The organism is Pseudoalteromonas sp. SG44-5 (assembly GCF_014164175.1).
GTDB classification, from domain to species: Bacteria; Pseudomonadota; Gammaproteobacteria; order Enterobacterales; family Alteromonadaceae; genus Pseudoalteromonas; species Pseudoalteromonas nigrifaciens.
Map to the genome: position 1 here is coordinate 154,021 of NZ_JACJES010000005.1, position 26,799 is coordinate 180,819.

The 26,799-nt window shown below is 40.0% G+C and carries 25 protein-coding genes; 11 read left to right on the plus strand and 14 right to left on the minus strand.

Features of this window, described 5'->3' with window-relative positions; genetic code table 11:
- Window positions 1-92 precede the first annotated feature (92 nt).
- Window positions 93-566, plus strand: a complete 474-nt coding sequence (locus tag H5079_RS08370; protein WP_179806929.1) for a peroxiredoxin — start codon at window positions 93-95, stop codon at window positions 564-566.
- A gap of 70 nt (window positions 567-636) precedes the next feature.
- Here the strand turns inward: H5079_RS08370 and H5079_RS08375 are convergent, their stop codons facing one another.
- The gene (locus H5079_RS08375) at window positions 637-2,772 is read right to left on the minus strand and encodes a S8 family peptidase (RefSeq protein ID WP_011329296.1); all 2,136 of its coding nucleotides are present in this window, start codon (window positions 2,770-2,772) and stop codon (window positions 637-639) included.
- A gap of 312 nt (window positions 2,773-3,084) precedes the next feature.
- On the opposite strand from H5079_RS08375, the gene H5079_RS08380 reads away from it, so the two are divergent.
- The gene (locus tag H5079_RS08380; protein ID WP_011329295.1) at window positions 3,085-4,269 is read left to right on the plus strand and encodes an NAD(P)/FAD-dependent oxidoreductase; all 1,185 of its coding nucleotides are present in this window, start codon (window positions 3,085-3,087) and stop codon (window positions 4,267-4,269) included.
- An 80-nt stretch (window positions 4,270-4,349) separates the two neighbouring features.
- Here the strand turns inward: H5079_RS08380 and H5079_RS08385 are convergent, their stop codons facing one another.
- The 4 genes from H5079_RS08385 to coaBC all read right to left on the minus strand — a co-directional run bounded on the left by H5079_RS08385 (window position 4,350) and on the right by coaBC (window position 10,456).
- Entirely contained in the window at window positions 4,350-5,456 is a 1,107-nt protein-coding gene (locus H5079_RS08385; RefSeq protein WP_182683892.1) for a GGDEF domain-containing protein, read from the minus strand.
- A gap of 118 nt (window positions 5,457-5,574) precedes the next feature.
- The gene (locus H5079_RS08390) at window positions 5,575-8,355 is read right to left on the minus strand and encodes a S9 family peptidase (protein ID WP_182683893.1); all 2,781 of its coding nucleotides are present in this window, start codon (window positions 8,353-8,355) and stop codon (window positions 5,575-5,577) included.
- A gap of 161 nt (window positions 8,356-8,516) precedes the next feature.
- A complete protein-coding gene (gene slmA, locus H5079_RS08395) occupies window positions 8,517-9,104 on the minus strand; it encodes a nucleoid occlusion factor SlmA (RefSeq protein WP_011329292.1) in 588 nt (195 codons plus the stop codon).
- Window positions 9,105-9,262: 158 nt separating this feature from the next.
- The gene (gene coaBC / locus H5079_RS08400) at window positions 9,263-10,456 is read right to left on the minus strand and encodes a bifunctional phosphopantothenoylcysteine decarboxylase/phosphopantothenate--cysteine ligase CoaBC (RefSeq protein WP_011329291.1); all 1,194 of its coding nucleotides are present in this window, start codon (window positions 10,454-10,456) and stop codon (window positions 9,263-9,265) included.
- Window positions 10,457-10,599: 143 nt separating this feature from the next.
- On the opposite strand from coaBC, the gene radC reads away from it, so the two are divergent.
- From radC to rfaH, 4 genes are all read left to right on the plus strand, one after another.
- Window positions 10,600-11,274: a DNA repair protein RadC gene (gene radC, locus H5079_RS08405; RefSeq protein ID WP_182683894.1), complete on the plus strand. Its 675-nt coding sequence runs from the start codon at window positions 10,600-10,602 to the stop codon at window positions 11,272-11,274.
- Between the two features lie 273 nt (window positions 11,275-11,547).
- Window positions 11,548-11,784, plus strand: a complete 237-nt coding sequence (rpmB, locus tag H5079_RS08410; protein WP_041454777.1) for a 50S ribosomal protein L28 — start codon at window positions 11,548-11,550, stop codon at window positions 11,782-11,784.
- A gap of 11 nt (window positions 11,785-11,795) precedes the next feature.
- Window positions 11,796-11,951: a 50S ribosomal protein L33 gene (gene rpmG, locus H5079_RS08415; RefSeq protein ID WP_004335545.1), complete on the plus strand. Its 156-nt coding sequence runs from the start codon at window positions 11,796-11,798 to the stop codon at window positions 11,949-11,951.
- Between the two features lie 316 nt (window positions 11,952-12,267).
- Window positions 12,268-12,753 (plus strand): transcription/translation regulatory transformer protein RfaH, encoded by a 486-nt coding sequence (rfaH, locus tag H5079_RS08420; RefSeq protein ID WP_011329287.1) that lies wholly within the window; start codon window positions 12,268-12,270, stop codon window positions 12,751-12,753.
- 57 nt (window positions 12,754-12,810) lie between these two features.
- Here the strand turns inward: rfaH and H5079_RS08425 are convergent, their stop codons facing one another.
- The 7 genes from H5079_RS08425 to lptD all read right to left on the minus strand — a co-directional run bounded on the left by H5079_RS08425 (window position 12,811) and on the right by lptD (window position 21,721).
- Window positions 12,811-14,826 (minus strand): methyl-accepting chemotaxis protein, encoded by a 2,016-nt coding sequence (locus H5079_RS08425; RefSeq protein ID WP_089368770.1) that lies wholly within the window; start codon window positions 14,824-14,826, stop codon window positions 12,811-12,813.
- A 252-nt stretch (window positions 14,827-15,078) separates the two neighbouring features.
- The gene (locus H5079_RS08430; protein ID WP_089368769.1) at window positions 15,079-15,897 is read right to left on the minus strand and encodes a symmetrical bis(5'-nucleosyl)-tetraphosphatase; all 819 of its coding nucleotides are present in this window, start codon (window positions 15,895-15,897) and stop codon (window positions 15,079-15,081) included.
- A gap of 12 nt (window positions 15,898-15,909) precedes the next feature.
- Entirely contained in the window at window positions 15,910-16,299 is a 390-nt protein-coding gene (gene apaG, locus H5079_RS08435) for a Co2+/Mg2+ efflux protein ApaG (protein WP_011329284.1), read from the minus strand.
- Window positions 16,283-17,089 carry a 16S rRNA (adenine(1518)-N(6)/adenine(1519)-N(6))-dimethyltransferase RsmA gene (gene rsmA, locus H5079_RS08440; protein ID WP_011329283.1) on the minus strand — a complete coding sequence of 269 codons (807 nt, stop codon included), beginning with the start codon at window positions 17,087-17,089 and terminating at the stop codon, window positions 16,283-16,285. The genes apaG and rsmA overlap by 17 nt, the downstream gene beginning before the upstream one ends.
- Entirely contained in the window at window positions 17,086-18,078 is a 993-nt protein-coding gene (gene pdxA / locus H5079_RS08445) for a 4-hydroxythreonine-4-phosphate dehydrogenase PdxA (protein ID WP_011329282.1), read from the minus strand. The genes rsmA and pdxA overlap by 4 nt, the downstream gene beginning before the upstream one ends.
- A gap of 2 nt (window positions 18,079-18,080) precedes the next feature.
- Complete coding sequence (gene surA / locus H5079_RS08450) at window positions 18,081-19,376, minus strand: peptidylprolyl isomerase SurA (protein WP_182683895.1); 1,296 nt, start codon at window positions 19,374-19,376, stop codon at window positions 18,081-18,083.
- A gap of 98 nt (window positions 19,377-19,474) precedes the next feature.
- Window positions 19,475-21,721 (minus strand): LPS assembly protein LptD, encoded by a 2,247-nt coding sequence (lptD, locus tag H5079_RS08455; protein ID WP_041454580.1) that lies wholly within the window; start codon window positions 21,719-21,721, stop codon window positions 19,475-19,477.
- A 93-nt stretch (window positions 21,722-21,814) separates the two neighbouring features.
- Here lptD and H5079_RS08460 point away from each other — a divergent pair, with 93 nt between their 5' ends.
- Genes H5079_RS08460 through djlA form a run of 3 tightly spaced genes read left to right on the plus strand, consistent with a single transcriptional unit; the run spans window position 21,815 to window position 24,344 of the window.
- Window positions 21,815-22,816, plus strand: coding sequence for an aminoglycoside phosphotransferase family protein (locus H5079_RS08460; protein ID WP_182683896.1), 1,002 nt, complete (start codon window positions 21,815-21,817; stop codon window positions 22,814-22,816).
- On the plus strand, window positions 22,813-23,466 hold the full coding sequence (gene murU, locus H5079_RS08465; protein WP_058374205.1) for an N-acetylmuramate alpha-1-phosphate uridylyltransferase MurU: 654 nt from the start codon (window positions 22,813-22,815) through the stop codon (window positions 23,464-23,466). Before H5079_RS08460 ends, murU begins: the two co-directional genes overlap by 4 nt.
- A 17-nt stretch (window positions 23,467-23,483) precedes the next feature.
- Window positions 23,484-24,344 (plus strand): co-chaperone DjlA, encoded by an 861-nt coding sequence (gene djlA / locus H5079_RS08470; RefSeq protein ID WP_182683897.1) that lies wholly within the window; start codon window positions 23,484-23,486, stop codon window positions 24,342-24,344.
- On the opposite strand, the gene H5079_RS08475 is transcribed toward djlA, so the two are convergent.
- Both H5079_RS08475 and rluA read right to left on the minus strand, forming a co-directional pair.
- A complete protein-coding gene (locus H5079_RS08475) occupies window positions 24,327-25,337 on the minus strand; it encodes a DUF3530 family protein (RefSeq protein ID WP_182683898.1) in 1,011 nt (336 codons plus the stop codon). The two genes, djlA and H5079_RS08475, sit on opposite strands and share 18 nt — an antisense overlap.
- A 92-nt stretch (window positions 25,338-25,429) precedes the next feature.
- Entirely contained in the window at window positions 25,430-26,083 is a 654-nt protein-coding gene (rluA, locus tag H5079_RS08480; protein WP_182683899.1) for a bifunctional tRNA pseudouridine(32) synthase/23S rRNA pseudouridine(746) synthase RluA, read from the minus strand.
- Window positions 26,084-26,220: 137 nt separating this feature from the next.
- Here rluA and H5079_RS08485 point away from each other — a divergent pair, with 137 nt between their 5' ends.
- Window positions 26,221-26,448 carry a hypothetical protein gene (locus H5079_RS08485; protein ID WP_011329274.1) on the plus strand — a complete coding sequence of 76 codons (228 nt, stop codon included), beginning with the start codon at window positions 26,221-26,223 and terminating at the stop codon, window positions 26,446-26,448.
- A complete protein-coding gene (locus H5079_RS08490) occupies window positions 26,448-26,735 on the plus strand; it encodes a type II toxin-antitoxin system RelE/ParE family toxin (RefSeq protein WP_182683900.1) in 288 nt (95 codons plus the stop codon). Before H5079_RS08485 ends, H5079_RS08490 begins: the two co-directional genes overlap by 1 nt.
- Window positions 26,736-26,799 lie beyond the last annotated feature (64 nt).

The following is a 26,799-nucleotide window of genomic DNA, read 5'->3' on the forward strand; positions in this document are numbered from 1 at the left end:
TAAATTAGCTTTAGCGCTCATCTTATATCATGCTCTAAATTCTATGTGCTAAGCTGTATGCTGGTTTTATTTTATAAAATGAAGGATTTATAATGATTGTACAAGGTCAAACTATTCCCTCGGTTACGCTAAGTCAGTTAACCGACGATGGTATGCAAACACTGACTAACAGTGAATTATTTGCAGATAAAAAAGTTGTATTGTTTGCAGTCCCCGGTGCGTTTACACCTACCTGTTCAAATGCACACTTACCTGAGTTTATTACTCTGGCAGATAAAATAAAAGCAAAGGGCGTTGATGCAATTTATTGTGTATCGGTAAACGATGCGTTTGTTATGAAAGCATGGGGGGCATCACAAAATACACAAGAAATAGCCATGCTGGCAGACGGCGATGCGAGCTTTACCAAAGCATTAGGCCTTGATATGAATACGGCAGGGTTTGGCGGTGTGCGTTCAAAGCGTTACGCAATGATCGTGGAAAATAGTGTAGTAACCGGTTTATTTGTAGAGCAAGAAAAAGAATTTGTGGTTAGTCGTGCTGCTGCTGTTTTAGAAAAGCTATAGAATAAATTAGCGATTTGAAAATACAAAAGCCGATGTTGATGCAACATCGGCTTTTTGCAATTATTGCTTATTAAGGCTGATATTGCCCGCTAATTGTTAAGCCCGAGAAGGTTTTATACGCGTTAACACTTAAGTGCCACGTACCCGCTTGTGGGCTTGAGAAAGTACAGGTTTCGGCATTACCATTTTTATATGGACGACAATCGTAACTCGATGTCGTGGGCTGACTGCCAAACTTAACAAACAAATCAGCATCGCCTGTGCCACCGCTTGTTGTTACTGTAAATGTAGCCATACCTGCTGGCACGTCTAGTGTGTAATGCTTCCATTGACCTGCATTAGCACTCACATCGCTTACAGTGCCACCACCAGCTTGAGGTGTGCCTGAGCCCCCGCCCGAAGCTGCTGTAATATTACCAGTTAAGCTGATCCCAGAATAGGCAGAATAACCTCGTAGCATCACATGATACGTACCTGATGTAGGGTTATCGATTGAGCACTCTTCGTTGTTACCACTTTTGTAAGGGCGGCAATCGTAGGTAGAGGTTGTTGGCTTACTGCCAGAGCGCACGTATAAATCGGCATCACCAGTGCCTCCACTCATAGTGAAAGTGACATTAGTTGCGCCACTGGGCACTGTCATTGTATAAAATGTTTCAGAGTTAGTTGCGCCGCTTAAACCGGTTTGAGTTTCGCCATCAAGAAGTTCATTACCACTTGGTGGTGGTGCAGTGCCACCACTTGCAGCAGCTACGGCAGCTGCTGCATCAACAATACCGGTACCACAGCTAGTACATGTGGCTGGGAACGAGCGGGTGGTTGTTTTTAAAATATTTTCGATTTCATCGGGAGTAGCATTCGGCTTTGCTTGTTTTATCAGTGCCGCTACGCCAGCAACATGGGGGGCTGCCATTGATGTACCCTGCGAAAAACCGTAGCTATCACTAGAAGGGGTTGACGAACCGGCGTTATAAGTGGATAAAACACCTTCAGAATCGTTAGCAAAACTTTGCGCACCACCCGGTGCGGCAACATCAATATTACTACCGTAATTAGAGTAATAAGCACGACCGCCATTACGGCCAACCGAGGCTACATTTACCACGCCATTACAGTTGCCTGGGTTATAGTTTGCTGAGTTATCGTTATCGTTACCAGCAGCAATTACCACTACTGTGCCGTTATTACGTGCGGTGTTAATAGCACTTTGTGTTGTAGAGCTACATGAGCCACTACCCCCTAAGCTCATATTTATTACATCTGCAGGATTGGCATTTGCCGGTAGCCCAGATACATTGCCACCAGAAGCCCAAATAATACCATCAGCAATATCAGAGGTTAAACCACCGCACTTACCTAGTACACGTACAGGCACTACTTTGGCGCCGTAAGCAACCCCAGCAACACCCTCACCATTATTAGTAACTGCAGCAACAGTACCCGCTACATGTGTGCCGTGCCAGCTAGAGTTTTGTGCACCGTTAGTACCACATTCATTGGCAGCAACCGCATCGCCCGGATCGCGGGCATCGCTATCGCGACCATTGCCATCATTAGCCACCGATAAATTCGAGATCATATCGTAACCGGGTAAAATATTAGCGTTTAAATCAACATGAGGGCGATAGCCTGTATCGAGTACAGCAACAACAACACCGCTACCAGTGGCTGTATCCCACGCTGTAGGTAAGTTTAAGCCGCCAGCTTGTTCATAATAATGCCATTGGTCGTCAAATCGTGGATCATTAGGCGTTGCAAATGGTTGCAGCATTTGATCGACTTCAATGTATTCAACATTGCCAGATTCAAGCATTTCTTGCATAAATTGCTGTGCTTCTTGTGCATTTAGCTTTTTACTTGCACGCATTACATGGTGATTATTAAGTGCCATGGCACGAATATACTTCGCTTTTACTTTGCCTTTTTTAGAGGTGTAATTTTTAACAAAGCTCTGCGCTTTATTTTGCATATTTGATTGGCTTACATCTGTGTCTGTAGCTGCAAAGCTAGCTAAATCATTAGTGTTATTTTTATATTTAATAATGAATTGTGTTTCAAAACCAGTTTGATTTTGTAATTTAGCTGTTGTTTCTGCCATTGATGGTGCAATTGCTTGTGCAGGAGTTGCAATACTCGATGTTGCAGCAAATAGTGAGCTGATAGTAAAGGCTATTGCACACTTTTTAAATGATTTACCTGTTGTCATGATTATCCTTAGTTTTTATTTATTATTTCGTAGCACAAATCCACGAAGTGGGTACAAAGGTAAATGATCTGTTAAATTAATTGAAAGATTAATTACTTATTAGCTTCTTTCATTTGGTTATAACCTTGTTATTAGCGGGTTTGTAGTTACTTTGTGCTTTTTATATTTATAAATGTAAGTATAAGTAACTAGTTTTAAATTTGAGTATTAATACTTTTATTTTTATTTGTTGTGCAATTGAAAATAATCAATTCGATGTCCAGCCGGTGCATAAATTTTGTTATAATCAAAAAAAATTAATGAGATAAATAAATGACCCAAGTAGATGTGATAGTAATAGGTGCGGGAGCAGCAGGCTTAATGTGTGCAGCGCAAGCAGGATATCGTGGCCGTAGTGTTACAGTACTTGATATGGGCAAAAAGCCAGGTCGAAAAATACTCATTAGTGGCGGTGGGCGCTGTAACTTCACCAACGAAAATGCCAGCCCTAGTAATTATTTGTGTGGCAACCCTCATTTTGTTAAATCATGTTTAAGTCGTTATACCCAACATGACTTTATTGAACTGGTAGATCGTCATGGTTTAGCCTACCACCACAAAACACTAGGTCAGCTTTTTTGTGATAATAATGCTCAAGACATTGTTGATATTTTACTTACTGAGTGTGAGTGGGCGGGGGTATCTATAAAGTTGCGTAACGAAGTAATCAGCGTTTCAAAAACTGAAACTGGTTATAGCGTAGTAACCGAGCATGAAACATTTTATTGTGAGTCGTTAGTGATTGCCTCCGGTGGCTTAACTATGCCTAAGCTTGGCGCAACACCCATTGGCTATAAAATTGCTGAGCAGTTTGGCTTAAAAGTATTACCGACCATGGCGGCACTTGTACCATTTACTTTGCATCAGCACGATAAAGAACGTTTTGAAGCGCTTTCAGGTATAAGTATTTTATGCGATGTTACTAGTGAAGATGGCACTGCATTTAAAGAAAACATTTTATTTACCCATAGAGGATTATCGGGCCCTGCTATATTACAAATAAGCTCATTTTGGCGCGCCGGACAGGCGGTAACTATTAATTTATTACCCGAAACAGATTTAAGACAACAGCTAGCCGATTGGCGTGAAACGCAATCCCAAAAGTCGTTAAAAAATAGCTTAGCCACTATTTTACCTAAACGTTTTATTGAAGTTCTTCATGAGGGGAAAGCAATTCCTGATTGTAATATTAACCAGCTAACACATAGCCAAATTGACGAGTTAGTTAACTATATACATGCATGGCAAATTAAACCAAATGGCACAGAAGGTTACAGAACAGCGGAAGTAACGTTAGGTGGTGTAGATACCGATGAACTTAGCTCAAAAACCTTCGAAGCAAAAAAAGTACAAGGCTTATATTTTATTGGCGAAGTAACCGATGTAACCGGTTGGCTAGGGGGCTATAATTTTCAGTATGCGTGGAGCTGCGGTTTTGCTGCTGGGCAGTATGCTTAATATTTTAGGAACAATAAGTTAGCAGTTACAAGGTTAATTTAGTTTATTGGGTTTAACCGCTGATACTTTAGAGCTAACTTTTAAATAGCAGCGGATTTACTTAATGTGTTTTCATAGCGAGTTTTGGTTAAGTTGTCGCTAGCAACACAGACCTGATCTCGTCCTTGTAATTTTGCTTTATAAAGCGCTTTATCGGCGCGCTCTAAAAGATGCAAAGCAGTGTCGTCAACATGCGCTTTAGCTATACCAATACTGATAGTTAACGCTCTATTATCGATTAAATGAGTGGCAATAAACGCTCTGAGCTCTTCAGCTTCGTTAATTGCGTTATCTAGGCTGCTATCTCGAAGAATAATAGTAAACTCTTCTCCGCCCCAGCGTGCAATTAATGCACTATTTGTAAGCTTGTTTTGTAAAATATTGGCAAACTCACTAAGCACGTTATCACCCGCTAAATGGCCATAAGTATCGTTTACTTTTTTAAAGTGATCTATGTCGCAAATCATCACTATATTTGATTTTCGCTCATTATTGTTTTCACTCAGTAATTGCGACAATTCAAAATCAAATTTTTGCCTGTTATATAGCCCGGTGAGCTTATCGGTTTCGGCTAGCTGTTTTATTTCGGCATTGCGCTTCGAAAGATGAGAGTAAGCCGAAAAACGCGTTTTTTCATAAAACCTAAATAATAAAACATGCGCAATAGACACTTCAATAAAATTAAATAATGCAGATAAACCTATGGTAATTGATAGTTGTTGCTGTAAGTAAACTAGATAGGCACAAATACCAAAAGCAATGCTACTTAATATACTTCCCCAATTCCGCCCAACTAAAAAAAAGGTAAAAGGCGGAATAAGTGTTGCCCAAAATAATGAATGAGCATGACCCTTTGCCGATACTATAAAGAGCATAATTAAGCTAACTATCATTAATGCAACAACCCAAGCAGCTTTACTAACCTGGGCTGTTTTATTAAACCATATACAAATACTTAATGACGCTATAAGTCCTAAGGCATCAATAAGTGCAATATCGTAACTCGAAAAATAAAAAACATTTAGTAAGGTTAAAATTAAAAAGTAGCAGCAGCAGATTAATAAAGAATGTGCAATTAAGCGTGTTCGCCAGTAATCCTTATGATCTCTAGGGTATTGCGGAAATTCTTTATACCAAAAATGTAGCATCAAATAACGACTTAATAATTATTAGTTAATTCAGTATTGTCTATTTATTATAAAGTGGGTAGTAATAAATTATAAAACCCCGATAGACTTAAATCTATCGGGTTTTTATCATTTATTTTTACTCTTGTATAAATGCTTCGCCTTCTTTCATCCACTTTGCGGCGGGTTTGCCTTTTAAGTAATGATCAAAGTACTGCATCATACGAATCGAAAAATCGACTTGATTAGGAAACTTTTTCAAGTGATGAGGTTCGCCTTCATACTGTAAAAAAGTGGCATCTTTACCCGCACGGCGCAGGGCTAAGTAATACTGTACCCCTTCGTGCCAAGGTACAGCGTCGTCTTTATCGCCAAACATAATTAAAATAGGAGTGTTTACTTTATCGGCAAAAAATACCGGTGAGTTTTCTATGTATAATTCTGGCGCTTCAAAAAGGTTTTTACCAATGCGGCTTTGTCCTGTTTCGTACTGAAACTGACGCGCTAAGCCCGATTTTAAACGAATGCCACTATAGGCGCTGGTCATGTTAGACACGGGAGCACCCGATACAACCGCTTTAAACATATCGGTTTGAGTGATCATAAAGGCACTTTGGTAGCCTGCCCACGAATGACCTTGTAAACCAATTTTATTTTTATCAGCAATGCCTAAATCAATGAGCTTTTGCGTGGCGTTGATCATGGTTTGCGTTGATGATTTACCTGGGTGGCCTATTTCAAAACGAATGTCGGGTAAAAATACCGCGTAACCGTTTGAGGTAAACATAGGGAAGTTAGGGCGGTGGTTTAATTCCATTTTAGGAAAGTCGTACATGCGCTGGCTCATATAACGGTAAAAATACACCATTACTGGTACTTTTTCGCCTTTTTTGTAACCCGCAGGTTTAATTAGTACGCCTTGTAAGTCTTCGCCATCAAAGCCTTTGTAGCTTATGAGTTCTGGCTTTTCGCCCCAGGCAAAGTTACTTATTTGTGGGTTAAGTGTAGTCACTTGTTGCGGAGCACTGAAACTAAAGTCAGTTTGATAAAAGTCTGGAAACTGATGGTACGCTTGCTCAGTAAATAGGTATTTATCGGCATTTTTTGCTTTTTTAACTAAATCAAAACGTTTATTACCACTGAGCACTTTAGTTACTGTGTTGGTGGTTAAATCAAGCTTGGCTATTTCACTTTGCTTAGTTTGTAAGTTAATAGCCGATATAAGCAATGTTTCGTCTTTTTTAAAGCCAACTTGGCTTTTATCAAGTTTAATAACGCGATATTGAGTATTGGTTTGTTTACCATTAGTTAAACGTTTTGCCTGCTGGCTATTTACATCAAACGCCCAAATATCGTACTTACTGTAAGCAAGTAGTTGGCTGCTATCTTGATTCCAACCGGCAAAACCATAACCTGGTTGGGCTGAAGGGTAGTCGTGCTTGTCATCAGCAAAAGTAGCTCCAATAGCGCGTGTAAGCGTAGTGACTTTATTATTTTTTAAATCTTTTAGCTGTATATGGTTATCGCTAAAGTAGGCGGCAAACTCGCCATTAGGTGCCAAACTTGGTTTAAACGGGTAGTTACTAACAATGGGAGTGTGTTTACCTGTATTAATATTTACAGCAAAGTAGTCAGCAAAAAAGCCGCCATACATTATTTTCTCAAGGTATGGGGTATCAGTATAACCAAGCAGTGATGTATCGCGCTGCGGATTAAGCGCAACCTCTGGCATGCTCACAGTACTTAGCTGGGTAACTTTTTGCGAATTTATGTGGTACACCGCGCTGTAATGGCGGTTTTTGTTTTTTTCGTTCCACTGCTGCTGTTCACGCGGTTTTATTTGCGCGTCGTTGTTATGCCATACTTTTAAGCCTTTATGCTCTCGTATAGTGTCAAAGTCGTATAGTGAGGCTTCGTCGCTATACTCTTTAGCTTTTACTTTAGCGGCTAGTTTAGGGCGATTTTCAAAATATAAACGCTCGCCATTTTCAGACCATATTAACGCGGCGGTTTTACCTATTCCCCAATCTTTGTTGGGGGAGTTAATCGTTGTTAGCTGCTCATTTTGCCAAAGTTGTAAGCTGTAGTTACGACGGCGCATGTCGTCGTTAACATAGTTACCTAACGTAAATGCTACGCTTGCCTCAGTTGGGTGCCAGGCTATTTTATTGGCCACAACACCAGGCTCATCTATGAGTATGCTGCTTACAAAGTCATTTAAATTAAGCAGTGCTATTTGATTGTTGTTACCATCGCTGTAACTCTGGCTAACTAATAGTTGCTGATTAGTTGCGCTAATACTGTAGTTAAATACATCTGCAATTGTGTGGCTGCGTTTATTGCTTAAATTTACAATAACCAGCGGATAGGTTTTATCATCTTTGTCTGGTGTGATGGCGCTATCGTTTTTATTAGCATGAGTGCTGGCACTTTCATCCTCGGCTTTTTCATCATCGCCTTTAGCTGCTTTTTGATCTAAGCGATAGGCAAGCCAAGTTCCATCGTTTGATAACTTATAGTCTTTTACATTACTAAAACTTTGTTGCTCGCCTGTTTGGGTATTTACCAGTACCAGGTTGTTTTTTAGAGCATCTTTTTTCTTCGTGGTTTCTTGTTCTAGTAACGTGGGTACTTGGGTAAATGCGACCCAGTTAGCAGCTTTATTAATAACAGGCTTGGTACCACGCGGTACTTCTGCAATTAAGCTATTACCGCTTAATAAGTATACTTGGCCAGTGGCATCACCACGATACGGGGTTGCACTGAGCGATAAAATACGGCCATCTTCAGAAAGTTGTGTTGCTTTGGCTGATTTAAAATCAAACACATCGTTAAATTGTAGCGACTCTTTAGCGTAAACTGTGGTGCTAGCTACGCTGACAATAAGCGCAGAGCTTAAAAGGGTGAGCTTTGTTTTCATTATAGGTTCTCGTTTTTTAGCGTTATTTTATTGTAACGAGTTTTGTCTATAATTCGAGTATATACGACAAGTGGTAGTAAAGCAGAGTTGAAAGGCTGAAGGTGAAAATTTAAAAACCTTGCAAGCGTGGCTCACAAGGTTAAGTGTGTTGAATTTGGAATTTATAACCAGATTTTTTGTAGCTCCGGCCATTGTTTTTCAAATTGTGCGCTTGGCTTAGTACTAAAATTACTGCGTACAAACTGATTCATTTTACCTTCAACATAGGCAAGTAAAAAGTTGGCTAGGGTTAGCTCGTCACTTTGAAAGTTTTTACCTTCACGCAGCTTTCTCTCGCGCAGCACTTGTTTAAATTGGGTCTCAAGTTTTTCAAAGAAACTTTGCACTCGTTCACGTAACCGCTCTTGCTCACCTTGCAATGCGTCGCCGGTTAAAATACGGGTAATACCAGGGTTCTTTTCAGCAAACGTTAGTAGTAAATGCAAAATATTATAAACGCGGGCTTGGCTTTCTTTTTCGTTTTCTAAAATAAGATTTATACGAGATAAAAGCGTGTCTTCAATAAATTCTATTAAGCCCTCAAACATACGTGCTTTACTAGGAAAATGACGATACAACGCTGCTTCCGATACACCAACCTCAGCGGCTAGCTTTGCTGTGGTAATACGCTGGCCGGGACTGGTTTCTAACATTTGTGCAAGTGCTTGCAGTATTTGCTCTTTGCGATTACTTCTTTTTGTCGCAGGCATGAACATTCCTTTTTTATTAGTTATCTTTTAGCAGGAGCTAGTCATTTTGATTCAAATGTTTAAGGCGCGTTTATATTTAGAATTAAACAAATTTAAACTCTTAAAAGTAAACGCGTGTTTAGCATGTTAATGTTTTATTCAGTTTGTTTCCAGCTCTTTTATATTCTCTGAGCGAGCTGTTGGATCACTGTTAGCGCAATTGCTGTTTTGCTATTTGTTGGTAATTCAAGCTGTTCATTATGCCAGTACAGGGTTAGCGCATTATTGTCAGCGTTAAACCCAAGATCACTTTGTGATACATCGTTAGCGCAAATCATATCCAGGTTTTTATTTTTTAATTTGCCTTTTGCGTAGTTTGCTACATTTTGTGTTTCTGCGGCAAAACCAACAGTGTAAGGGCGGTTTTGCTGTAAATTAGCTACGTGTGCAATTACATCCGGGTTTTTAACTAAAGTAAGAGTAAGCTCGTCGCCTTGCTTTTTCATTTTTTGTGCTGCAACCGTTGCTGCGCGGTAGTCGGCAACAGCGGCGCAGCCAATAAACGCATCTGAACGCGGTGCGTAGTTGAGTGATTCGTTTAATAGCTGCTCGGCGCTTTCTATGTTGATCAAATTTACGCCAGTAGGGGCTTTTATAGTCACCGGGCCTGAAATTAAATTAACTTTAGCGCCAAGTAATAAAGCGGCCTCAGCAAGTGCGTAGCCCATTTTTCCTGAGCTGTGATTAGATATAAAACGTACCGGGTCAATGGCTTCTCGGGTCGGGCCTGCAGTTATGGTAATGGTTTTACCTGCAAGTAACTGAGGTTGCTCTTTTGCAATACATAAAGCAACTAGCTCATGAGGCTCTAGCATGCGCCCAGCGCCTACATCGCCACAAGCTTGCTCACCCTTTCCTGGGCCCCAAATAAGCACGTTACGTGCTTTAAGTGTGGCTAAATTAGCTTGTGTAGCAGGGTGAGCATACATTTGCTGATTCATAGCCGGTGCGATAGCGACTTTAGCCGGAGTTGCAAGTAATAAGGTAGTGAGTAAGTCATCGGCAATGCCCGCCGCCATTTTAGCAATAATGTTGCTGGTGGCTGGGGCAACTAAAATTAAATCGGCCCACTTGGCAAACTCAATATGGCCCATAGCAGCTTCTGCAGAAGGGTCGAGTAAGGAGTCTGCAACCATTTCACCGCTCACAGCTTGCATAGTTAAGGGGGTTATAAAATGTTTTGCTGATTCAGTCATAACTACTTTAACACTACAACCATGCTCTTTTAAGCGTCTAACCAGTTCTGCGCATTTATAGGCCGCTATACCGCCGCTAATTCCCAGCACTATTTTTTTATTAGTTAAATTAATCATGGTTGTCCATCAGCCTTATTTAATATTAGGGCTAAAATAACAAATCTTGACCCGTACAGCTAAGCTTTTAAGATGAAAATAACAGGCTAATTTTCAAATTTGCATTACAGTTAATATATAAGCCGATTTATCAAGGATGAATAATGCAACTAACCTCACTTCCTAATTCGCAGCGTCCCCGCGAAAAGCTAATCGAAAAAGGCGCAAAAGCGCTCAGTGATGCTGAATTGCTTGCCATATTTTTACGCACCGGTTTGCCGGGTATGAATGTGATTGAGCTTGCCCAACATTTACTTAATGAAAACAAAACGCTACACAATTTATTTAATGCCAGTATGGAAGAGTTTTGTGCGCAAAAAGGGTTAGGTACAGCTAAGTATGTGCAGTTGCAAGCGGTGCTTGAGCTCAGCCAGCGTTATATGCAGGAGCGTTGCCAGCGCGATGCTATATTTAACTCGCCAAACGCTGTATATGATTATTTAACCTTGCAAATGCGTGGTTTGCAGCAGGAGGTATTTATGGTGCTGTATCTTGATAGTCAAAATCGCTTAATTAAAGATGAAATACTTTTTTATGGCACCATTAATTCTGCCAGTGTATATCCACGAGAAGTGGTAAAAGCGGCACTTAAAAATAATGCAGCAGTGGTTATTTTTGCGCATAATCACCCAAGCGGGATTGCCGAACCGAGTCAGGCCGACAAACTTATTACTAATAAATTGCAACAAGCACTGCAATTGGTAGATATAAATGTGCTGGATCATATTATTGTTGGAGGAGAAACCTGTGTTTCTTTTGCTGAACGAGGTCTTATTTAGCTTTACTTTTACAGAAGAGTACTAAAAACGAGCAGTTTAGTGTGTTTTGGCAAATTAGTTTAATTTAAATGCACTTTTTACTTTCCCTATGGGCTTTCGATCTTTATAATTAGCCGCTATCAAATTTGCACATGAGCTGATTGGATGAGATCAGTTATTTGATCTTCGCCTGTAAAAGCTGTATAAAGAGCGCCCTTCGATTTATCTCTAGGGCACAACTACATGGCCTTAGGGAAAATTAAGCTCGAGCTAAGTTATTGGAGATATATAGACATGGCTAAAGTATGTCAAGTTACAGGTAAGCGTCCTGCGGTTGGTAATCACCGTTCACACGCGAGAAACGCGACTAAACGTCGTTTCCTACCTAACCTACAAACACACCGTTTTTGGGTTGAAAGTGAAAAACGTTTTGTAACATTACGCACTACTACTAAAGGTATGCGTATTATCGATAAAAAAGGCATCGACACGGTTCTTACAGAAATCCGTGCTCGCGGCGTAAAAGTTTAAGGATCTGAATCATGCGCGATAAAATCCGTTTAGTTTCAACTGCCGGTACTGGTTTTTTCTACACTACCGACAAGAACAAACGTAACATGCCTGAGAAGATGGAAATCAAAAAGTTTGATCCAAAGATTCGTAAACATGTTCTTTTTAAAGAAGCTAAAATTAAGTAATTTTAGTTTTCTATTAGAATGTAAAAACCCAGCTTATGCTGGGTTTTTTGTTTTTGTTTTACGTAAAATAATAGCTTAATTGTTTAATATTGCCCTTAGCTTTAGCTTAGAGCTTGCTTCTAATAGCTGTAATATATCAGCGCTTACCCCTCAATTAAAACCTACTCGTTTGATTATCAGCGTATTAAATCACTTTTTCTAAGTGAGTACTTATTTACTGTGGGGCTATTTTACATAAAGGTTTGCATAGGAGTATAATGCTGCGCTCATTTAGTTTATGGTTGTCTTATCTTCAACTCAGGCTGTAGGAATTGCCATGGAAAGTTGGTATTTAGTTGTATGTAAACCTCGCCAAGAAGAGCGTGCGCAGGTTAATTTAAAAAACCAAGGAATAGCGTCATTTTTTCCAAAGTTAACTACTGAAAAGTTAGTTAAAGGACGCCGCACTGTTAAGCAGTCTGCTTTATTTCCTGGTTATGTATTTGTGTGTTTAGAAGCTGAAAATGGTAACTTTTTTGCGGTAAAAAATACCCGCGGAGTAAGTGGCTTTGTAACTTATGGTGCTGCATATCAGCGTGTGCCCGTTGAGTTAATTAATCAGCTTAAAGCAGAGCGTTCGCACTCACATGAATCGCAAGTTCCTAAAAACGGTGACTTGGTGAGTGTAAACAATGAGTCATTTAAAAATATTGACGCTATTTATAAAGAGCCTGATGGCGATATGCGCAGTATTTTGTTCATTAATTTGCTTAACAAACAAATAGAAATTAGCGTGAGTAATCAAGCAATAAGCAAAATTTAATAAAAAAAGGGGAAGTAATAAATTACTTCCCCTTTTTATAAATGTTTATAGCAGTAATTAAACCTTAAAGTTTTCTACTGATAACCTAAGTTCTTCTGCTAGTTTTGCTACTTCTGAACTTGATATGGTCGTTTGTATTGCGCCCTCAGCGGTTTGCTCGGCTATAGCAACAATGGACTCTAAGCGTTCACTTATTTCTTGTGATACTTGTTGTTGCTCTTGCGCTGCCGTTGATATTTCTTCACTCACGTTATGCGCTTGCGATACGGCTAAAGTAATCGAGTCGAGAGCGCTGCTTGCTAAATCGCTTTGCTTAACACACGACACGGCTTGTTGTTTACCTTTTTCCATAGCCGATACAGCGGCTTCTGCACCGCTTTGTAGTGACTCAATCATAGATTGAATCTCTTGGGTTGATTCTTGTGTTTTACTTGCCAGAGAACGTACTTCATCTGCTACTACAGCAAAGCCTCGCCCATACTCACCTGCACGCGCTGCTTCAATCGCGGCATTTAATGCCAATAAGTTTGTTTGATCAGCAATACCGCGAATCACATCTAATATACTGCCAATCGATGCGCTGTCTTTGTGGAGCTTATTAATAACATTCGACGCTTCATCAACTTCGTAAGCTAGTTGCTCAATAGTGGCTTTATTTTGATTTGAAATGTCTTTAACGCGCTCGGCTTCTTTATCGGCATTTTTAATCTCATGTAACGCCTGTTGAGCGCTATTACTTACCGTTTGTGATGTACTACTCATTTCTGTTGTTGCTGTAGCTGCCTGTTCAACTTGTGCTTGCTGATTACGAATTGCTTTACTTGATTCGCCAGTAATTGTTGAGGTTTGCTCTGATGCAGCTGCAAGCTGAGTTGAGCGTGAAATAATGCCTTTAATTAAACTGCGAAGGCTATCAATTAAGGTGTTACAGCTTTTAGATAGCTCACCAAACTCATCTTTGGCACTGTCATCTAAGCGCTGTGTCATATCGCCACTTGCTACAATATCTAAAATGCGGTTAACTTCAGCCAGTGGTTTAGTAATACGATTAACTGTAACGACTGCCACGATAATTGCAATTATGGTGGCTATTATCATGCCTATCCAAGTCCACAAGTTTGCAGAATCTACGTCGCTGCGCACCCCTTTTTGCAATGAAAAAGCAACATCGCTGGCTTGTTTTACAAGTACGTCAATTTGATTTAGCGCTGTTTTAGTTGCTTGCTCAGACTCTGCAAGTTCACGTTCAGTAAGGCTAATTGCATCGATTAAGCGTTTTTTATTCGCAGCAAGGCTATTGTTACCTACAATGTTGCTCTCTAGCGTGTCTACGTATTCTTTTAGACTATTGTATAAACCACTATGGCTTTGCTCTATGGCTGGTTTAATTAGCGCTATGGTGCGGGTCACTTCTTCGAAGTAGTATACTTGTTCATTTTTTACAATATCTAAGGTATTAAGCGTTTTAACCGTTAGCATGTCGGTACTGTTGCTTACTACAGACATAAAATTGTTTTCAAGATTATTAGCAGCCTGGTAAGCGCGTGGGTTACTTTGCTCTAAGCCGTTTATATCAATAATATCGAGTACAATTGAGTTTGCATCTTCGGCGGCAAGCTCTATGCTTTCTAGTTGCGCTTTTAACATTTTATTCAGTGCTAGCTGTTTAGCTTTGTCGGCAAGTAAGCCTTCTACCGTGCTTAAAAAACTTAAATAGGTTGTTTCAACTTGTTGGCTACTTTTACTCAATAGTGGATCGTTTTTAACCACTTCTTGTAATTCACTATGCAGCGTATTGAATAACTGCTTTTGTTCGAGCACTTGGTTTTTTATTGGTTCTAGTTGCTCTGCAGAAGAGGTATAAAAACTAGCTTGAGCAGCTTTGCTCATTAAAATAAACTCGGCTTGTAATTCAGCGCTTTTATTTAAAGCGGGCAGCGACAACTGATTTACTTTTTGGGTGGAGCGATCAATATTTGCTATTTTTATTAAAGAGTTACCGCCAATTATTAAAAGCAGTAGAGTGATGAAAATAAATCCACCCCAAATACGCTGACTCACTGTTAAATTCATACGGATTTCCATTCTAAAGTATATCAGTTAAAACTTATCGGCTTGTATTGCAATAAGTTAAGTAATTAAAGTTAATTTTAATTGTTTAATCTGTGTTGATTATTTTTAATTAAGCAATGGCCATGCGTAGCTCTAATTATAGGAGTGCTATTTTTGCTATTAAATATAATGCCAACTTAATGTGAACAGGTTGTAGTTACAAAGTTTCAACATGCGACATTAAACTTAACAGATGTATTACTTTATTTCAGTTTATTTAGACGAAAGTTGTGATTTTTCTACAGTTTTTTGTTTGCTTTTTAATTCTATTAAGGTCATGGCGCCTCCCCAAACACATCCGGTGTCTAAGGCTAATAAATGATTATGAGGTGTTTTACCATTTAATGCTGCCCAGTGGCCAAAAATAAGCGTTTGTTTAGCCGTTGTTATTGCTGGATGCATAAACCAAGGGGTTAAGTTATTGCCACTTGTTACTTCTCCTTTTGCACTTAAGTCGAGTTGGTTATCGGCAGTTAAAAATCGCATACGGGTAAAGTAGTTAACTATGTATCTAAACTTTTCATAGTTATTAAGTTCATTAGGGTTATTAATGGGGTGAGGTTGGTACATGTTTGCAAAAAAGTCATGCGCTTTAGGCGAGCTGTAACAATGCTGAGCAAACTGAGCATGTTGTAAGGCTTGTGCTATCGACCAGTCAGGGTTGAGCCCAGCATGGGATATAAAGCTATTGTACTGCTTAAGGTAAAGTGCCAAAGGCTGAGTTTGTAAAAATGCAATATAGTGGGGGAGTTTAGTGCTATTGAATACAGCTGCTAATTTATCATTAGGGTTGGGTGGTTTATTAAGTAGATAGCAGGCAATCAGGTGTAAGTCATGATTGCCTAGCGTAACTGTAATGCTATTTTGGTGTTTGTATAAGTACTCTAAACAGGCTAGTGAGTCAGGGCCTCGAGCGACTATATCGCCCACCAAGTAGAGATGATCTTTACTTGGATTAAAGTTAACGCGTTGGAGTAACGCGTTAAACTCGTTAAAGCAGCCTTGCAAATCACCTATTGCGTAGTCAGCCATGCTTATAGTGTACTAGTGCAGTATGTTAGGGCAGGCTAAACGAAACACGTTAATAGGCGCTTTAAACTCAGTGCCAAACTCGTTACGTAACGTATAATGCCCTTGCATAGTACCTACAGGGGTATCTAGTATTGCCCCACTGGTATATTTATAACTTTCGCCGGGTGCTATAACCGGGTTTTCGCCGACCACACCTTCGCCTTGTACTTCAATTTCTTTGCCATTTGCATCGGTAATTAACCAATAACGGCTCAGTAATTTAGCGCTACACAAACTGTGGTTTTTAATGGTTACAGAATAAGCAAATACAAACTTTTCGAGTTCAGGTTGCGACTGCTCTTCTACATAAAATGTTTCAACAGATACCTTTACAGGCGATCCAATATTACTGCTTGTTGTCATAAATCCAATTTGCTATGTCAATAAATTGTTGTAACGATAAGCGCTCAGCACGCAAAGTAACATCTATGCCAATGCTGGTTAGCTCATCTGCAGTTAGTAAGTTGCTTAAACTATTGCGTAGTGTTTTACGACGCTGGTTAAAGGCTTCTAGGCAAACGTTATTTAAAATTTTCACGCTTTTTGCAGTGCGTTGTTCAGGCTTTTTAGGGATTAAGCGAATAACCGCCGAATCAACTTTAGGCGCAGGTTTAAAGCACTCAGGCGGTACTTCTATAACCGGCATTGCATTACAGTAGTACTGAGTCATTACGCTTAAACGACCAAAGGTTTTGCTCCCCGGGCCTGCAACCATGCGTTTTACTACTTCTTTTTGCAGCATAAAGTGCATGTGCTCAATATTGTCTGCAAATTCAAAAAGATGAAATAATAACGGAGTCGAAATGTTATACGGTAAGTTACCAAACACTTTTAGTTTTTTGTCATCTCTCACCAAGCTTGCAAAATCAAAGGTCATTGCATCGCCTTGGTTTACGGTTAATTTAGGTCCCAAAAATGGGTGTTCAATTAAACGCTGTGCCAAATCTTTATCTAATTCTACAACCGTTAAATGGCCGCTTAATTCGGCTACCGGTTCAGTAATTGCGCCAAGGCCTGGACCAATCTCTACTAGGTTATCTTCTGGTTTAGGATCGATTGCGCTCACTATTTTACCGATGATCATGTCATCAAATAAAAAGTTTTGTCCAAAACGTTTACGGGCGCGGTGTCCTAAATGTACTTTATCGGTCATTGATTTTGTGCTTTTTCTTGGGCGAGCTTAATTGCTTCGCGGATCGCTAATTCAAAACTGCCAACATCAGCAGTACCTTTGCCTGCCAAATCCAGAGCAGTACCATGATCTACTGAGGTGCGGATAAATGGTAAACCTAAGGTAATATTTACCGAGTTACCAAATCCCTTGTATTTTAGCACAGGTAGCCCCTGATCGTGATACATAGCTAATACGGCATCGGCTTCATTTAGGTATTTATCTTGAAATAAAGTGTCGGCAGGGAGTGGACCAATCAGGTTCATACCTTGGTTGTTAAGTATTTCAAGTGTTGGAATAATGGTATCTATTTCTTCACGGCCTAAATGGCCATCTTCACCAGCATGAGGATTTAAACCACAGACTAAAATACGCGGCTTTTCTATACCAAACTTAGTTTGTAAGTCGTGGTTTAAAATACTCGCTACTTTGATTAGCCGATCCTCTGTAATAGCACGCGATACATAGGCAAGCGGAATATGCGTCGTTACCAGCGCTACTCTTAGGCCTTGCGTAGCAAGCATCATTACTACATCTGCGGTATTCGACTGTTGTGCAAAATACTCGGTGTGGCCACTAAACGAAATACCGGCTTTATTAATAATACCTTTATGTACAGGGCCGGTAACAACTGCTGCAAAAGTGCCATCCATGTTTTTTTCACTGGCAATACGCAAAGTGTCTAATACGTATTGGCCATTAGCATCGTTAAGCACACCTAGCTCTACAGGCTCAGCTACATCTACTTGATGTAGGTAAAGGCTTCCTGCTGGTGCAGGCGTTGCTGCAGCATGCTGGTCAAACTCTATTAGCTTTATACTTAAGCCTAAATGTTTAGCACGTTGCTTAAGCATATTTGCGTCGGCAATGGCAACAAGCTGTGCGTCCCAAGTTTGTTGGGCAAGTTTTAACAGTAAATCTGGACCAATGCCCGCAGGCTCACCAGGGGTAATTGCGATACGTAATGTCATAGTTATTCGTCTATTGGGAAAATTTCAACATGGGCTTGTTCGCGCATTTCTTGCTGCCAGTTAAAGCTTTCTTCTTTAAATTTACGATTAAATAGCATGCCATGGGCGCGGTTGCGTTTAGCTTGCTCGGTTTTATCAGCTACACGGGTATCGAGTAACTGCACAATATGCCAACCGAATTGGCTTCTAAATGGTTCGCTAATTTCATTTTGCTTAAGTGATAATAAAGTATCTCTAAAGGCTGGAACATAGCTAGTTGGATCAGCCCAATCGTACTCACCACCTTTAAGGGCTGAGCCTGGATCTTCTGAGTATTCTTTAGCAAGTTTTGCAAAGTCGGCTTTATCAGCGCGTAAGTCTTTTACAAAACCGGCAAGCATACTACGTGCTTTTTCTTCACTTAAAATAATAGATGGCTTGATTAAAATATGACGTGAGCGAGTTTCAGTTGTTTCTACAACTTGACGACCACGAACATCTTGGACTTTTATAATATGAAAACCAGCACCAGAGCGCAGCGGACCAATAATAGCGCCTTGCTTTTTACCTTTTACGGCTTCAGCAAATAACGACGGCATTTCGTTAATGCCCATCCAACCTAGTTGTCCACCTTCAAGTGCTTGAGAGCCGCTTGATGATGAAATAGCAATGCGTTTAAATTCTTGCTCGTCATTAAGTAATTCAATTACTTTGTCTGCGCGCGTTTTAGCTGACGCAATTTCATCGGCGCTAGCATCACTAGGAATATCAATTAAAATATGGCCAATGTCATACTCTTCTGCGTTTTGACCTTGGCTTTCCATAATTTTTAGTAAGTTATCTACTTCTTGCTCGCTTACATAAACACGGCGATCAACATTGGCGCGCATAACTTGTTGCGTAGTGATCTCTTTACGAATTTCTTCACGGTATGCTTGAAAGCTTTCTCCCGAGCCCTCAATAGTACGACGTAAATCTGCAACGCTACCGCCTTGCTCTTTAGCCATACTTGCAAGTGTTTGATCTAGTTGGCTGTCTGAAATCTCTAACCCCATACGCTCAGCCATTTGCATCATGAGTGTTTGGTTAACTAATCGCTCTACGGCCTGGACACGTAATGTTTCGTCTTTAGGAAGCTCCTGACTCTGTTCTTCAGCTTGCTTTTTAACACGGTTAACTATGGTGTCCACTTCACTTTTTAAAATAACTCCTTGGTTGACTATGCCAATAACTTTGTCGATTTCAACCGGAGCTGCAAATGCGCTTTGGCATAAGCTAATACTTAAAACTGCTGATGTTAATAATTTTTTTAAATTCATATTCTTTTTACTACTCTTGCTAATAGTACTGTTGTGATCCTAGGGAATACTCAATTTTTAGCGTTAATTAATACTACTTTAACTTTAAAAATAGTGTCCTAGTCATTAAGAAAATACGGTCTACGATAACCAAAAATACCTTGTTGTAATAATTTTTTAGCATCATAACGGCTTTTACTACCTAACCCTTTTAAAACAAAATTCAAACGAATGCTTGAATCAAAAGTCGCCTGTTGTTGCCCTATAGACTGATTTAAGTCGGTAACAATTTGGCGATGGCCAGTAATTTGAAATGCCCAACAGCACGATTCATACTGTAGTCCGCTTAACACTTCGATACTGCGGTTATTTTCAAGGTCGCGGTGATAGCTTGCAATAAACTGCCATTCGTCGCTCACTGGAATGCTTGTAAATAAGCCTGTTTGTTCAATTGCATTACCTGAGACATCATCTGAATACCGATGGTTCAATTGAACTAGCTCATTATCGTCGCCTTTATAGTCGAGCGTTACGTTAGACTGAATAATTTGTTTACCGTCAGTATCATACTGAATACCCGCAGATAAATACCAGCGACGATGCCAATGTACCATGGTTTGTGCTGCAAACAAGGCATTGTAGTTGGTGTCTGAGTTTAATCCTTGCTCTGTAGGTTTGGCTGAATCGCTTAAATAAAATATTTGTCCGGCGCTAAAATTAAATACTTCTTGGTGTTTTTTGTCAAATAACCGAGTCGTTGCACCTAAGGTAAATTGGTTAGCAGCAGCTATTCTATCAACACCTGAAAAGCGTGTGTCTCTAAATAAACCAAAAAAATCATCTTGTAGTTTGGCAGTATCAAATAAGCCAATATCAGATTGATCTTCATTAGGGGTATATAAATATTGTAGCTGTGGCTCTAAAGTTTGAATACCGTCATCAATAAAGTAGGAGGTTTCGCGCTCAAAATTAAGTTGTGTATACAAACGTACTTTTGGCAGTGTACGCGATACGCTTTCGCTGTATTGAGTACCTTCTAAATCACCATGCTGTTTGTAGTTTGTTTGTAATATGCTTACTTCTGATAAAAACGACCATGCATGTTCTTTATAATCAAAGCGAGCTTTTGGCTCAATATGTATTCGAGTAGCTTGATCAATAATAGCTGAGCTATTAGTAAAGTGGCTCACTTCTCCCGATACACTAAAATCAAAGTTGTCGTATTGCCAAGGTGCGGTTTGGGTAAAACTAATTTGTGGCAAAGCGGTATAAGACTCTAAGTGATCGCCCAGTACTTCAAAGTTTTGTACTGTAATATCGGTACGCCAAGTGTCGCCCATATGAGTAAGCGAGCCTGTTCTGTACAATTGAGTATCGGTTTTACTGGCATAATTAGAGTCTAAATCAGTTAAGTAGTTGTCGTCACTCACGTTTGTTATATCAACATTAGCGCGCCAGTTTTCACCTAAATAGCTTTTTTGTTGCCAATGAAACATATAACGATCGCCAAGATCGGGGTCTGAATCATCTTTATTTAAATATTCAATACCCACTAAGCCTTCATGCTCTTGGGTTAAATATCTAAATTCAGTTTGCAGTTGTAAACCTTTACGCGACATATAACGCGGGGTAATGGTGGCATCTAAATTGGGAGCGATATTCCAGTAGTAAGGCGTAATAGTTTCTAAACCATAGCGATCTGAGCTTGAAAAACTAGGCGTAAGTAACCCAGATTTACGGCGCTCATCAAGCGGAAAGGTAAAATAAGGTAAATATAAAACCGGCGTATCTAGGATGCGTAAAACCGCATTATAGGTTTCGCCCCAGCCTTCTTCGCGAGAAAGGTTAATTTCGTCGGCTTCAATGGCCCACACAGGTACTTCGCCAGGGCAAGCAGTAAAGCTTGCATTCATTAGCATTAAGCCAGACTCATCAACGGTGAGTTTTTCAGCGCCACCTTTGCCTAGCTGTTGTGTTAGGCTATATTGTGCACCAAGTAAGCTGATTGCTGAATTATTTAAATCGGCGTTGAGGCCAGTGCTGTTAACTTCGCTTATTTTGTCGCGATAAGTAATTGGCCCAGTAGCATTGAGTAAACCGCGTTGTTTATCGATTAGTGCAGTTTGTGCGGACAAACTCATATTAACGGTGTTAATATCAACATTACCAGTAAATTCAGCGCTTTGTGTGCCTAAAAGCTCTACGTCGTTAGCGCGAATATCAACCATACCTAGCTTTAAGCCAGGAAGCGGTTGCCAAGCTCTGGTTTGCATTGAAGTGCCACAAAACTTGTGTGTCAGTTCAGTTTCGGCAAGCGATGGTGCGCTCAGTACGCTTAGCATCAATATGCCCCAGGTTTTGCTCATTTATCGACCTTTATACGCTGTGATTAATTTCAAGTAGACATAATAAAGGAAAACAATGGCAAAGTAATTAGTGAAAAATAGATAGCTTATAAAATGACACGTTTTGAACGCTTACAACTCTTTATAAATACTCACTTTAGTGAGCAACAATGCACGTTAGCGGCAATTACTGCCGATGCGAGTTTTCGTCGTTATTATCGCTTAAATTGTGCTAATAACAGCTTTATAGTGATGGATTCCGATCCGCTTAAAGTAAATAATGCGCCGTATATCTCGCTTAATAGCGTATTTACGCAGCAAGGATTTTTATTGCCCGCTATTATTGCCAGTGACGAGCAGCAAGGCTTTTTTATTTTAAGTGACTTAGGCAGCACGCACCTAGCAGACATGCTTGATGATGAGCACCGCACCGAGTATTACCAGCAATTAATTAAGCTGAGCGTACAGTGGGCAAAAACACCTGCAGCCGCTGCTATGCAAGCTTATGATAAAAAGTTTATAGCTGTTGAGCTTGGCATATTCAGCCAGTGGTTAATGCATGACTTCATTGATTGTGAACTAACAGCAGAGCAACAAATGCTGTGGCAAACAAGCTGTGATCTGCTTAGTAATACCATGCTTGCTCAGCCTAGCGTTACCATGCACCGCGATTACCATAGTCGTAATATTATGCGCTGCAACCAGCAATGGGCGATCATAGATTATCAAGATGCTGTACGCGGGCCGTTGTGTTACGACTTGGTATCTTTGTTACGCGATTGCTATTTTAAACTGCCAGAGAGCGAATTAACTCATTTAGTTAAATACGGATACGATGAATTTAATCGCCAAGGTTTAATTGCTAATGTTACCTTTAATGAATTTAAATATTGGTTTGATTTAACCGGTTTACAGCGCCATTTAAAAGCGGCAGGTATTTTTTGTCGTTTGTATTTACGTGATGGTAAAAAAGGTTATTTGGCTAATATACTTCCTACACTTGCATACATTGTAGAGGTAGCTGCTAATTACTCAGAGCTACAGGCCCTTGGCTTATTTATACAAAATACCATTGTTCCTAAAGTGGTTGAGCGCTTGGCTAAGGAGCGCACATGAAGGCGATGATTTTAGCGGCCGGGCGCGGACAACGTATGATGCCACTAACGCAAAATATGCCTAAACCTATGTTGGCAGTAGCGGGTAAGCCATTAATTGAGCATCATATTGTTAATCTTAAAGCGGCGGGTATTACCGAAATAGTAATAAACCTTGCGTGGCAAGGTGATAAAATTAAAGATTATTTTGCCAATGGCAGCAAGTGGGGCGTAAATATACGCTATAGCCAAGAAGTGGCAGGTGGCCTTGAAACGGCCGGTGGCATTATTGCTGCGCTGCCCCTATTAGGCGATACCTTTATTGTTATAAATGGCGACATATATACCGATTACGACGTAAGCGCGTTAACTCAACTGCATTTACAAGCGGGTGAGGCGCACATAGTTCTGATAGAAAACCCACCGCATAATCCTAACGGTGATTTTGCACTCAGTCATTTGTCGAGTGATAGTCAAAAATATACATTTTCTGGAATTGGCCGATATCAAGCCGATTTTTTTAACGATTTTGAGCAAGGTGTTCGTCCGCTTGGGCCAATTTTAGCTAAAAAATTAACTGAACATTTAGTCTCTACCGAACTCTACATAGGCCAATGGGATGATGTAGGTACTCCTGAGCGATTATCAGCACTTAATCAACGACAAATTTAATAGAGGTAATAATTTAGATGTGGGGAAAAATACTCGGGTTTATTTTCGGTTTTATGTTTGGCAAAATATTTGGTGCTATTTTTGGCCTATATCTTGGCCATATGTTTGATAAAAGCTTAAAAAAAGATTTTGATAAAGCCGGTGGCTTTTCAAACTTATTTAAAGGTGACGACGTCAACGAGCGTCAAGCGCTGTTTTTTTCTAGCTGTTTTGCAGTTATGGGGCATATTGCTAAATCAAATGGGCGCATTAGCGAAGTACATATTAAAGCGGCAACGTTATTTATGGACGAAATGGGCCTACAAGGCGAAGAGCGCCGCGAAGCACAACATGCATTTCAGTCGGGTAAAGAAAATGATTTTTCATTAAAAGAAACAGTACAAGACTTTAAAGAACGTTTTGCTAAGCGTTATGATTTATTACAGCTATTTTTAGAAATTCAAATTCAAATGGCATTTTCAGATGGTGTACTCGCTGAGCAAGAAAAACTACTTTTACAAGAAGTGAGTAAACAGTTAGGCGTATCTAGAGCGCACTTTGCTTTTGTATTAAAGCGTTACCAAGCAGAGTTTAGCTTTAGGCAGCAGCAACAGCGTTATAAACAACAGCAACAAGGGCAAAGTGGCAGTTACCGTGAAGGTTCAGGCCATCATGTACCACCTAATAATAATATAAACCGCGCACAAGCGTTGGCATTATTAGGGCTTAATGACTCGGCAACAGCGCGAGAAATAAAGCTCGCGTATCGAAAACTGATGGCGCAGCATCACCCTGATAAATTGGTATCGCAAGGTTTACCAAAACATATGATGGAATTAGCGGTCAAAAAAAGCCAAGATATTCAAGCTGCTTACGAGTATTTAAAAAAGTCGGCGTAAAAAGCCGTCTATTTCTTTACTTAGGCGTGCATGTTGATCGGGCTGATTGCGCAAACCAAATAACTGGCGTTGGCGATAATCAAATTTTGCGTTGCGGTTAACCCAGCGCTGACGATTTTTAAGGTTCATTAAAATCTCGTTGTTATCGTTAGCGTAGTAAATATCCAGTAATGGTGGGGCAATTAAAGACGAAGTTTGGCTTAAGTCTTGATTACGTTTACTGTTAGGTAAATAACTGCTTAAACTTATAAATGCATTAAGTCTTGAGTCGGGAAATTGCGCATAATGTTCAAGTAGCACGCCAGCACTGATCCCCTGGGCAATTACTACAATATTATTCGGCTCTGCCATTGCTGTATTATACAGTGCTTCATAGCGGGCGATTAAATTTACTTTATAGTTATCGAGTACCGCGTCACTCACTTTTTCAATGGCATTAACATGGTGTGGCTCAGCACTTTTGTTTACACCAGTATCCTCAATAGTAGCACTTTCAACAGCAGCACTTTCATTATCAGTGCTTTGATTAGCTGTATTTGCATTGTCAGAGCTTTGGGCAAGAATATTTTCAGCTGAGGTGCTTTCAGTTGCAGTGTTTTCGTTAGTTGCAGCAGTGGCTACTTCACTCGCCTGCCAGTTAATATCAGGTACTGTCATTACGTAGGTAGTGTAGCCTAAATTATTTAGTTCTTTGCGTAAAAAGCTCATTCCGGCATTATTGGTCGCGCTTGATTGCCAATCAGGTATAAGCATTACAGTGCCTCTAAAGTCAGCACTCATATACTCGCTGTATAAGGTTAAAAATTCAGTATCGCCAGCTAATATAGGCTTTATTTCATCATTGGGAAGTAAGTGTTGAATATCATTATTTTCAATACTTGCATACGAGGGTGGGGCAATATGCTCTGCTGCAGTTACTTGCACAGTTAAAAGTAGCGCACAGCTTAGCAGTACGTTTAGTTTAATTACCTTTAAATACTGCGCCAATACCATAACCAACTCAAATAAAAAATATTACTTAGATATCGGCGCAGCAGCAAAAAAGTTTAGCGTAACAGGCTAAACTTTAATATTAATTGTTAGCGCTAAAAATCAGGGGCAGCTTCAAATGTAAGTATTTTCTCAGTAGTTGGATGTTTTAAGCTGAGCATTTGTGCATGTAATTGCAAGCGCGGCGCCGCAGCGAGTGCCTCTTTGTGCGCGTAAAGCCTATCACCTAAAATAGGATGGCCTAGGCTTAGCATATGTACACGCAACTGGTGCGAGCGCCCTGTAATAGGGGTTAGTTCTACACGGGTTGCATGTGGTTCACGTTCAAGTATTTTAAAGTGGGTAAGCGACGGCTTACCGTTTTCGTGATCAACCATTTGCTTGGGGCGATTAGGCCAATCGCAAATAAGCGGTAAATCAACCGAGCCGGTTTGCGCCTCAAGTTGCCCATATATCCGGGCAATATAGCGCTTGGCGGTTTCGCGCTCCTGAAACTGCATACTTACATGGCGGTGTGCGGCTTTATTCATTGCCAAGCAAAGTATGCCCGACGTTGCCATATCTAAACGGTGCACTATTTTAGCAGTAGGAAAAACTCGGTTAACACGGCTTATTAAGCAATCGGCATGTTTAGGGTCTTTACCTGGCACGGTTAACAACTCGCTAGGCTTATTAACGATGAGTAAGTCCTCATCCTGATACAGAATAGTTAAATACGGATCTGTTGGGGGATTGTAGTTAATTAACACGACCGACCTCAGTGATTTACAAGGGCGCCATTTTAGTGGAGTGGGCACTAAGGCTCAAGGAAAAAGAACAAAGTTTAATTGCGTGTTTTTCATACTGGTGTAAAATTACACCAGTATGATTTTTTGAGGTATATATTATGGCAAGGCAAAGCATTTCGCTCACTGAGAAAAATGATTTATGGCTGCGTAATCACATTGAAAATGTAGGTGATTACGCGAATAAAAGCGAATTAGTGAATGACTTAATTCGACGTGCAAGAAGGGCTGAAGCTATCAATAGTAAACTGCTTAAATCTGAAAAAAGTGGCTTTACTAATCAATCTGCTGATGAAATCCTGACTGAATTTAAACTAAATGTTAAGTAATGCGAAAGTTTAAACTCTCAAATGATGCTAAAGAAGACTTACGTCGTATTTATCAGTATGGCTGTAAGGAGTATTCACAGCAGCAAGCAGATACTTATTTTTATGCTTTTTTTACTCTGTTTGAAAAGCTAGCTGCAAATCCTTATCCCTACCAATCAGTTGCTCATATTCGTAAAGGTTATCGACGTGCCGTTTGTGGCTCAGATAGTATTCATTACAGAGTTTATGAAACTGATGTTGAAATAATGGCTGTTTTGGGTGGGCAAGATATAGAAGAGTGGTTGTGATTTACAAGTGATTTTAGAAAGAGTTGAATAGCACTTAACTAATCGTTTTATTGGGTTTTATCAA

Excerpts from the sequence above, each read along its gene's own strand:
- H5079_RS08390 (WP_182683893.1), bottom strand. The coding sequence starts at position 8,355 with ATGAAAACAAAGCTCACCCTTTTAAGCTCTGCGCTTATTGTCAGCGTA.
- murU (WP_058374205.1), top strand. The coding sequence starts at position 22,813 with ATGAAGGCGATGATTTTAGCGGCCGGGCGCGGACAACGTATGATGCCA.
- lptD (WP_041454580.1), bottom strand. The coding sequence starts at position 21,721 with ATGAGCAAAACCTGGGGCATATTGATGCTAAGCGTACTGAGCGCACCA.
- H5079_RS08460 (WP_182683896.1), top strand. The coding sequence starts at position 21,815 with ATGACACGTTTTGAACGCTTACAACTCTTTATAAATACTCACTTTAGT.
- coaBC (WP_011329291.1), bottom strand. The coding sequence starts at position 10,456 with ATGATTAATTTAACTAATAAAAAAATAGTGCTGGGAATTAGCGGCGGT.
- djlA (WP_182683897.1), top strand. The coding sequence starts at position 23,484 with ATGTGGGGAAAAATACTCGGGTTTATTTTCGGTTTTATGTTTGGCAAA.
- rfaH (WP_011329287.1), top strand. The coding sequence starts at position 12,268 with ATGGAAAGTTGGTATTTAGTTGTATGTAAACCTCGCCAAGAAGAGCGT.
- apaG (WP_011329284.1), bottom strand. The coding sequence starts at position 16,299 with ATGACAACAAGCAGTAATATTGGATCGCCTGTAAAGGTATCTGTTGAA.
- H5079_RS08475 (WP_182683898.1), bottom strand. The coding sequence starts at position 25,337 with ATGGTATTGGCGCAGTATTTAAAGGTAATTAAACTAAACGTACTGCTA.
- rpmB (WP_041454777.1), top strand. The coding sequence starts at position 11,548 with ATGGCTAAAGTATGTCAAGTTACAGGTAAGCGTCCTGCGGTTGGTAAT.
- H5079_RS08375 (WP_011329296.1), bottom strand. The coding sequence starts at position 2,772 with ATGACAACAGGTAAATCATTTAAAAAGTGTGCAATAGCCTTTACTATC.
- radC (WP_182683894.1), top strand. The coding sequence starts at position 10,600 with ATGCAACTAACCTCACTTCCTAATTCGCAGCGTCCCCGCGAAAAGCTA.
- pdxA (WP_011329282.1), bottom strand. The coding sequence starts at position 18,078 with ATGACATTACGTATCGCAATTACCCCTGGTGAGCCTGCGGGCATTGGT.
- H5079_RS08485 (WP_011329274.1), top strand. The coding sequence starts at position 26,221 with ATGGCAAGGCAAAGCATTTCGCTCACTGAGAAAAATGATTTATGGCTG.
- surA (WP_182683895.1), bottom strand. The coding sequence starts at position 19,376 with ATGAATTTAAAAAAATTATTAACATCAGCAGTTTTAAGTATTAGCTTA.
- rsmA (WP_011329283.1), bottom strand. The coding sequence starts at position 17,089 with ATGACCGATAAAGTACATTTAGGACACCGCGCCCGTAAACGTTTTGGA.
- H5079_RS08490 (WP_182683900.1), top strand. The coding sequence starts at position 26,448 with ATGCGAAAGTTTAAACTCTCAAATGATGCTAAAGAAGACTTACGTCGT.
- H5079_RS08385 (WP_182683892.1), bottom strand. The coding sequence starts at position 5,456 with ATGCTACATTTTTGGTATAAAGAATTTCCGCAATACCCTAGAGATCAT.
- H5079_RS08430 (WP_089368769.1), bottom strand. The coding sequence starts at position 15,897 with ATGGCTGACTACGCAATAGGTGATTTGCAAGGCTGCTTTAACGAGTTT.
- H5079_RS08370 (WP_179806929.1), top strand. The coding sequence starts at position 93 with ATGATTGTACAAGGTCAAACTATTCCCTCGGTTACGCTAAGTCAGTTA.
- H5079_RS08425 (WP_089368770.1), bottom strand. The coding sequence starts at position 14,826 with ATGAATTTAACAGTGAGTCAGCGTATTTGGGGTGGATTTATTTTCATC.
- rpmG (WP_004335545.1), top strand. The coding sequence starts at position 11,796 with ATGCGCGATAAAATCCGTTTAGTTTCAACTGCCGGTACTGGTTTTTTC.
- H5079_RS08380 (WP_011329295.1), top strand. The coding sequence starts at position 3,085 with ATGACCCAAGTAGATGTGATAGTAATAGGTGCGGGAGCAGCAGGCTTA.
- slmA (WP_011329292.1), bottom strand. The coding sequence starts at position 9,104 with ATGCCTGCGACAAAAAGAAGTAATCGCAAAGAGCAAATACTGCAAGCA.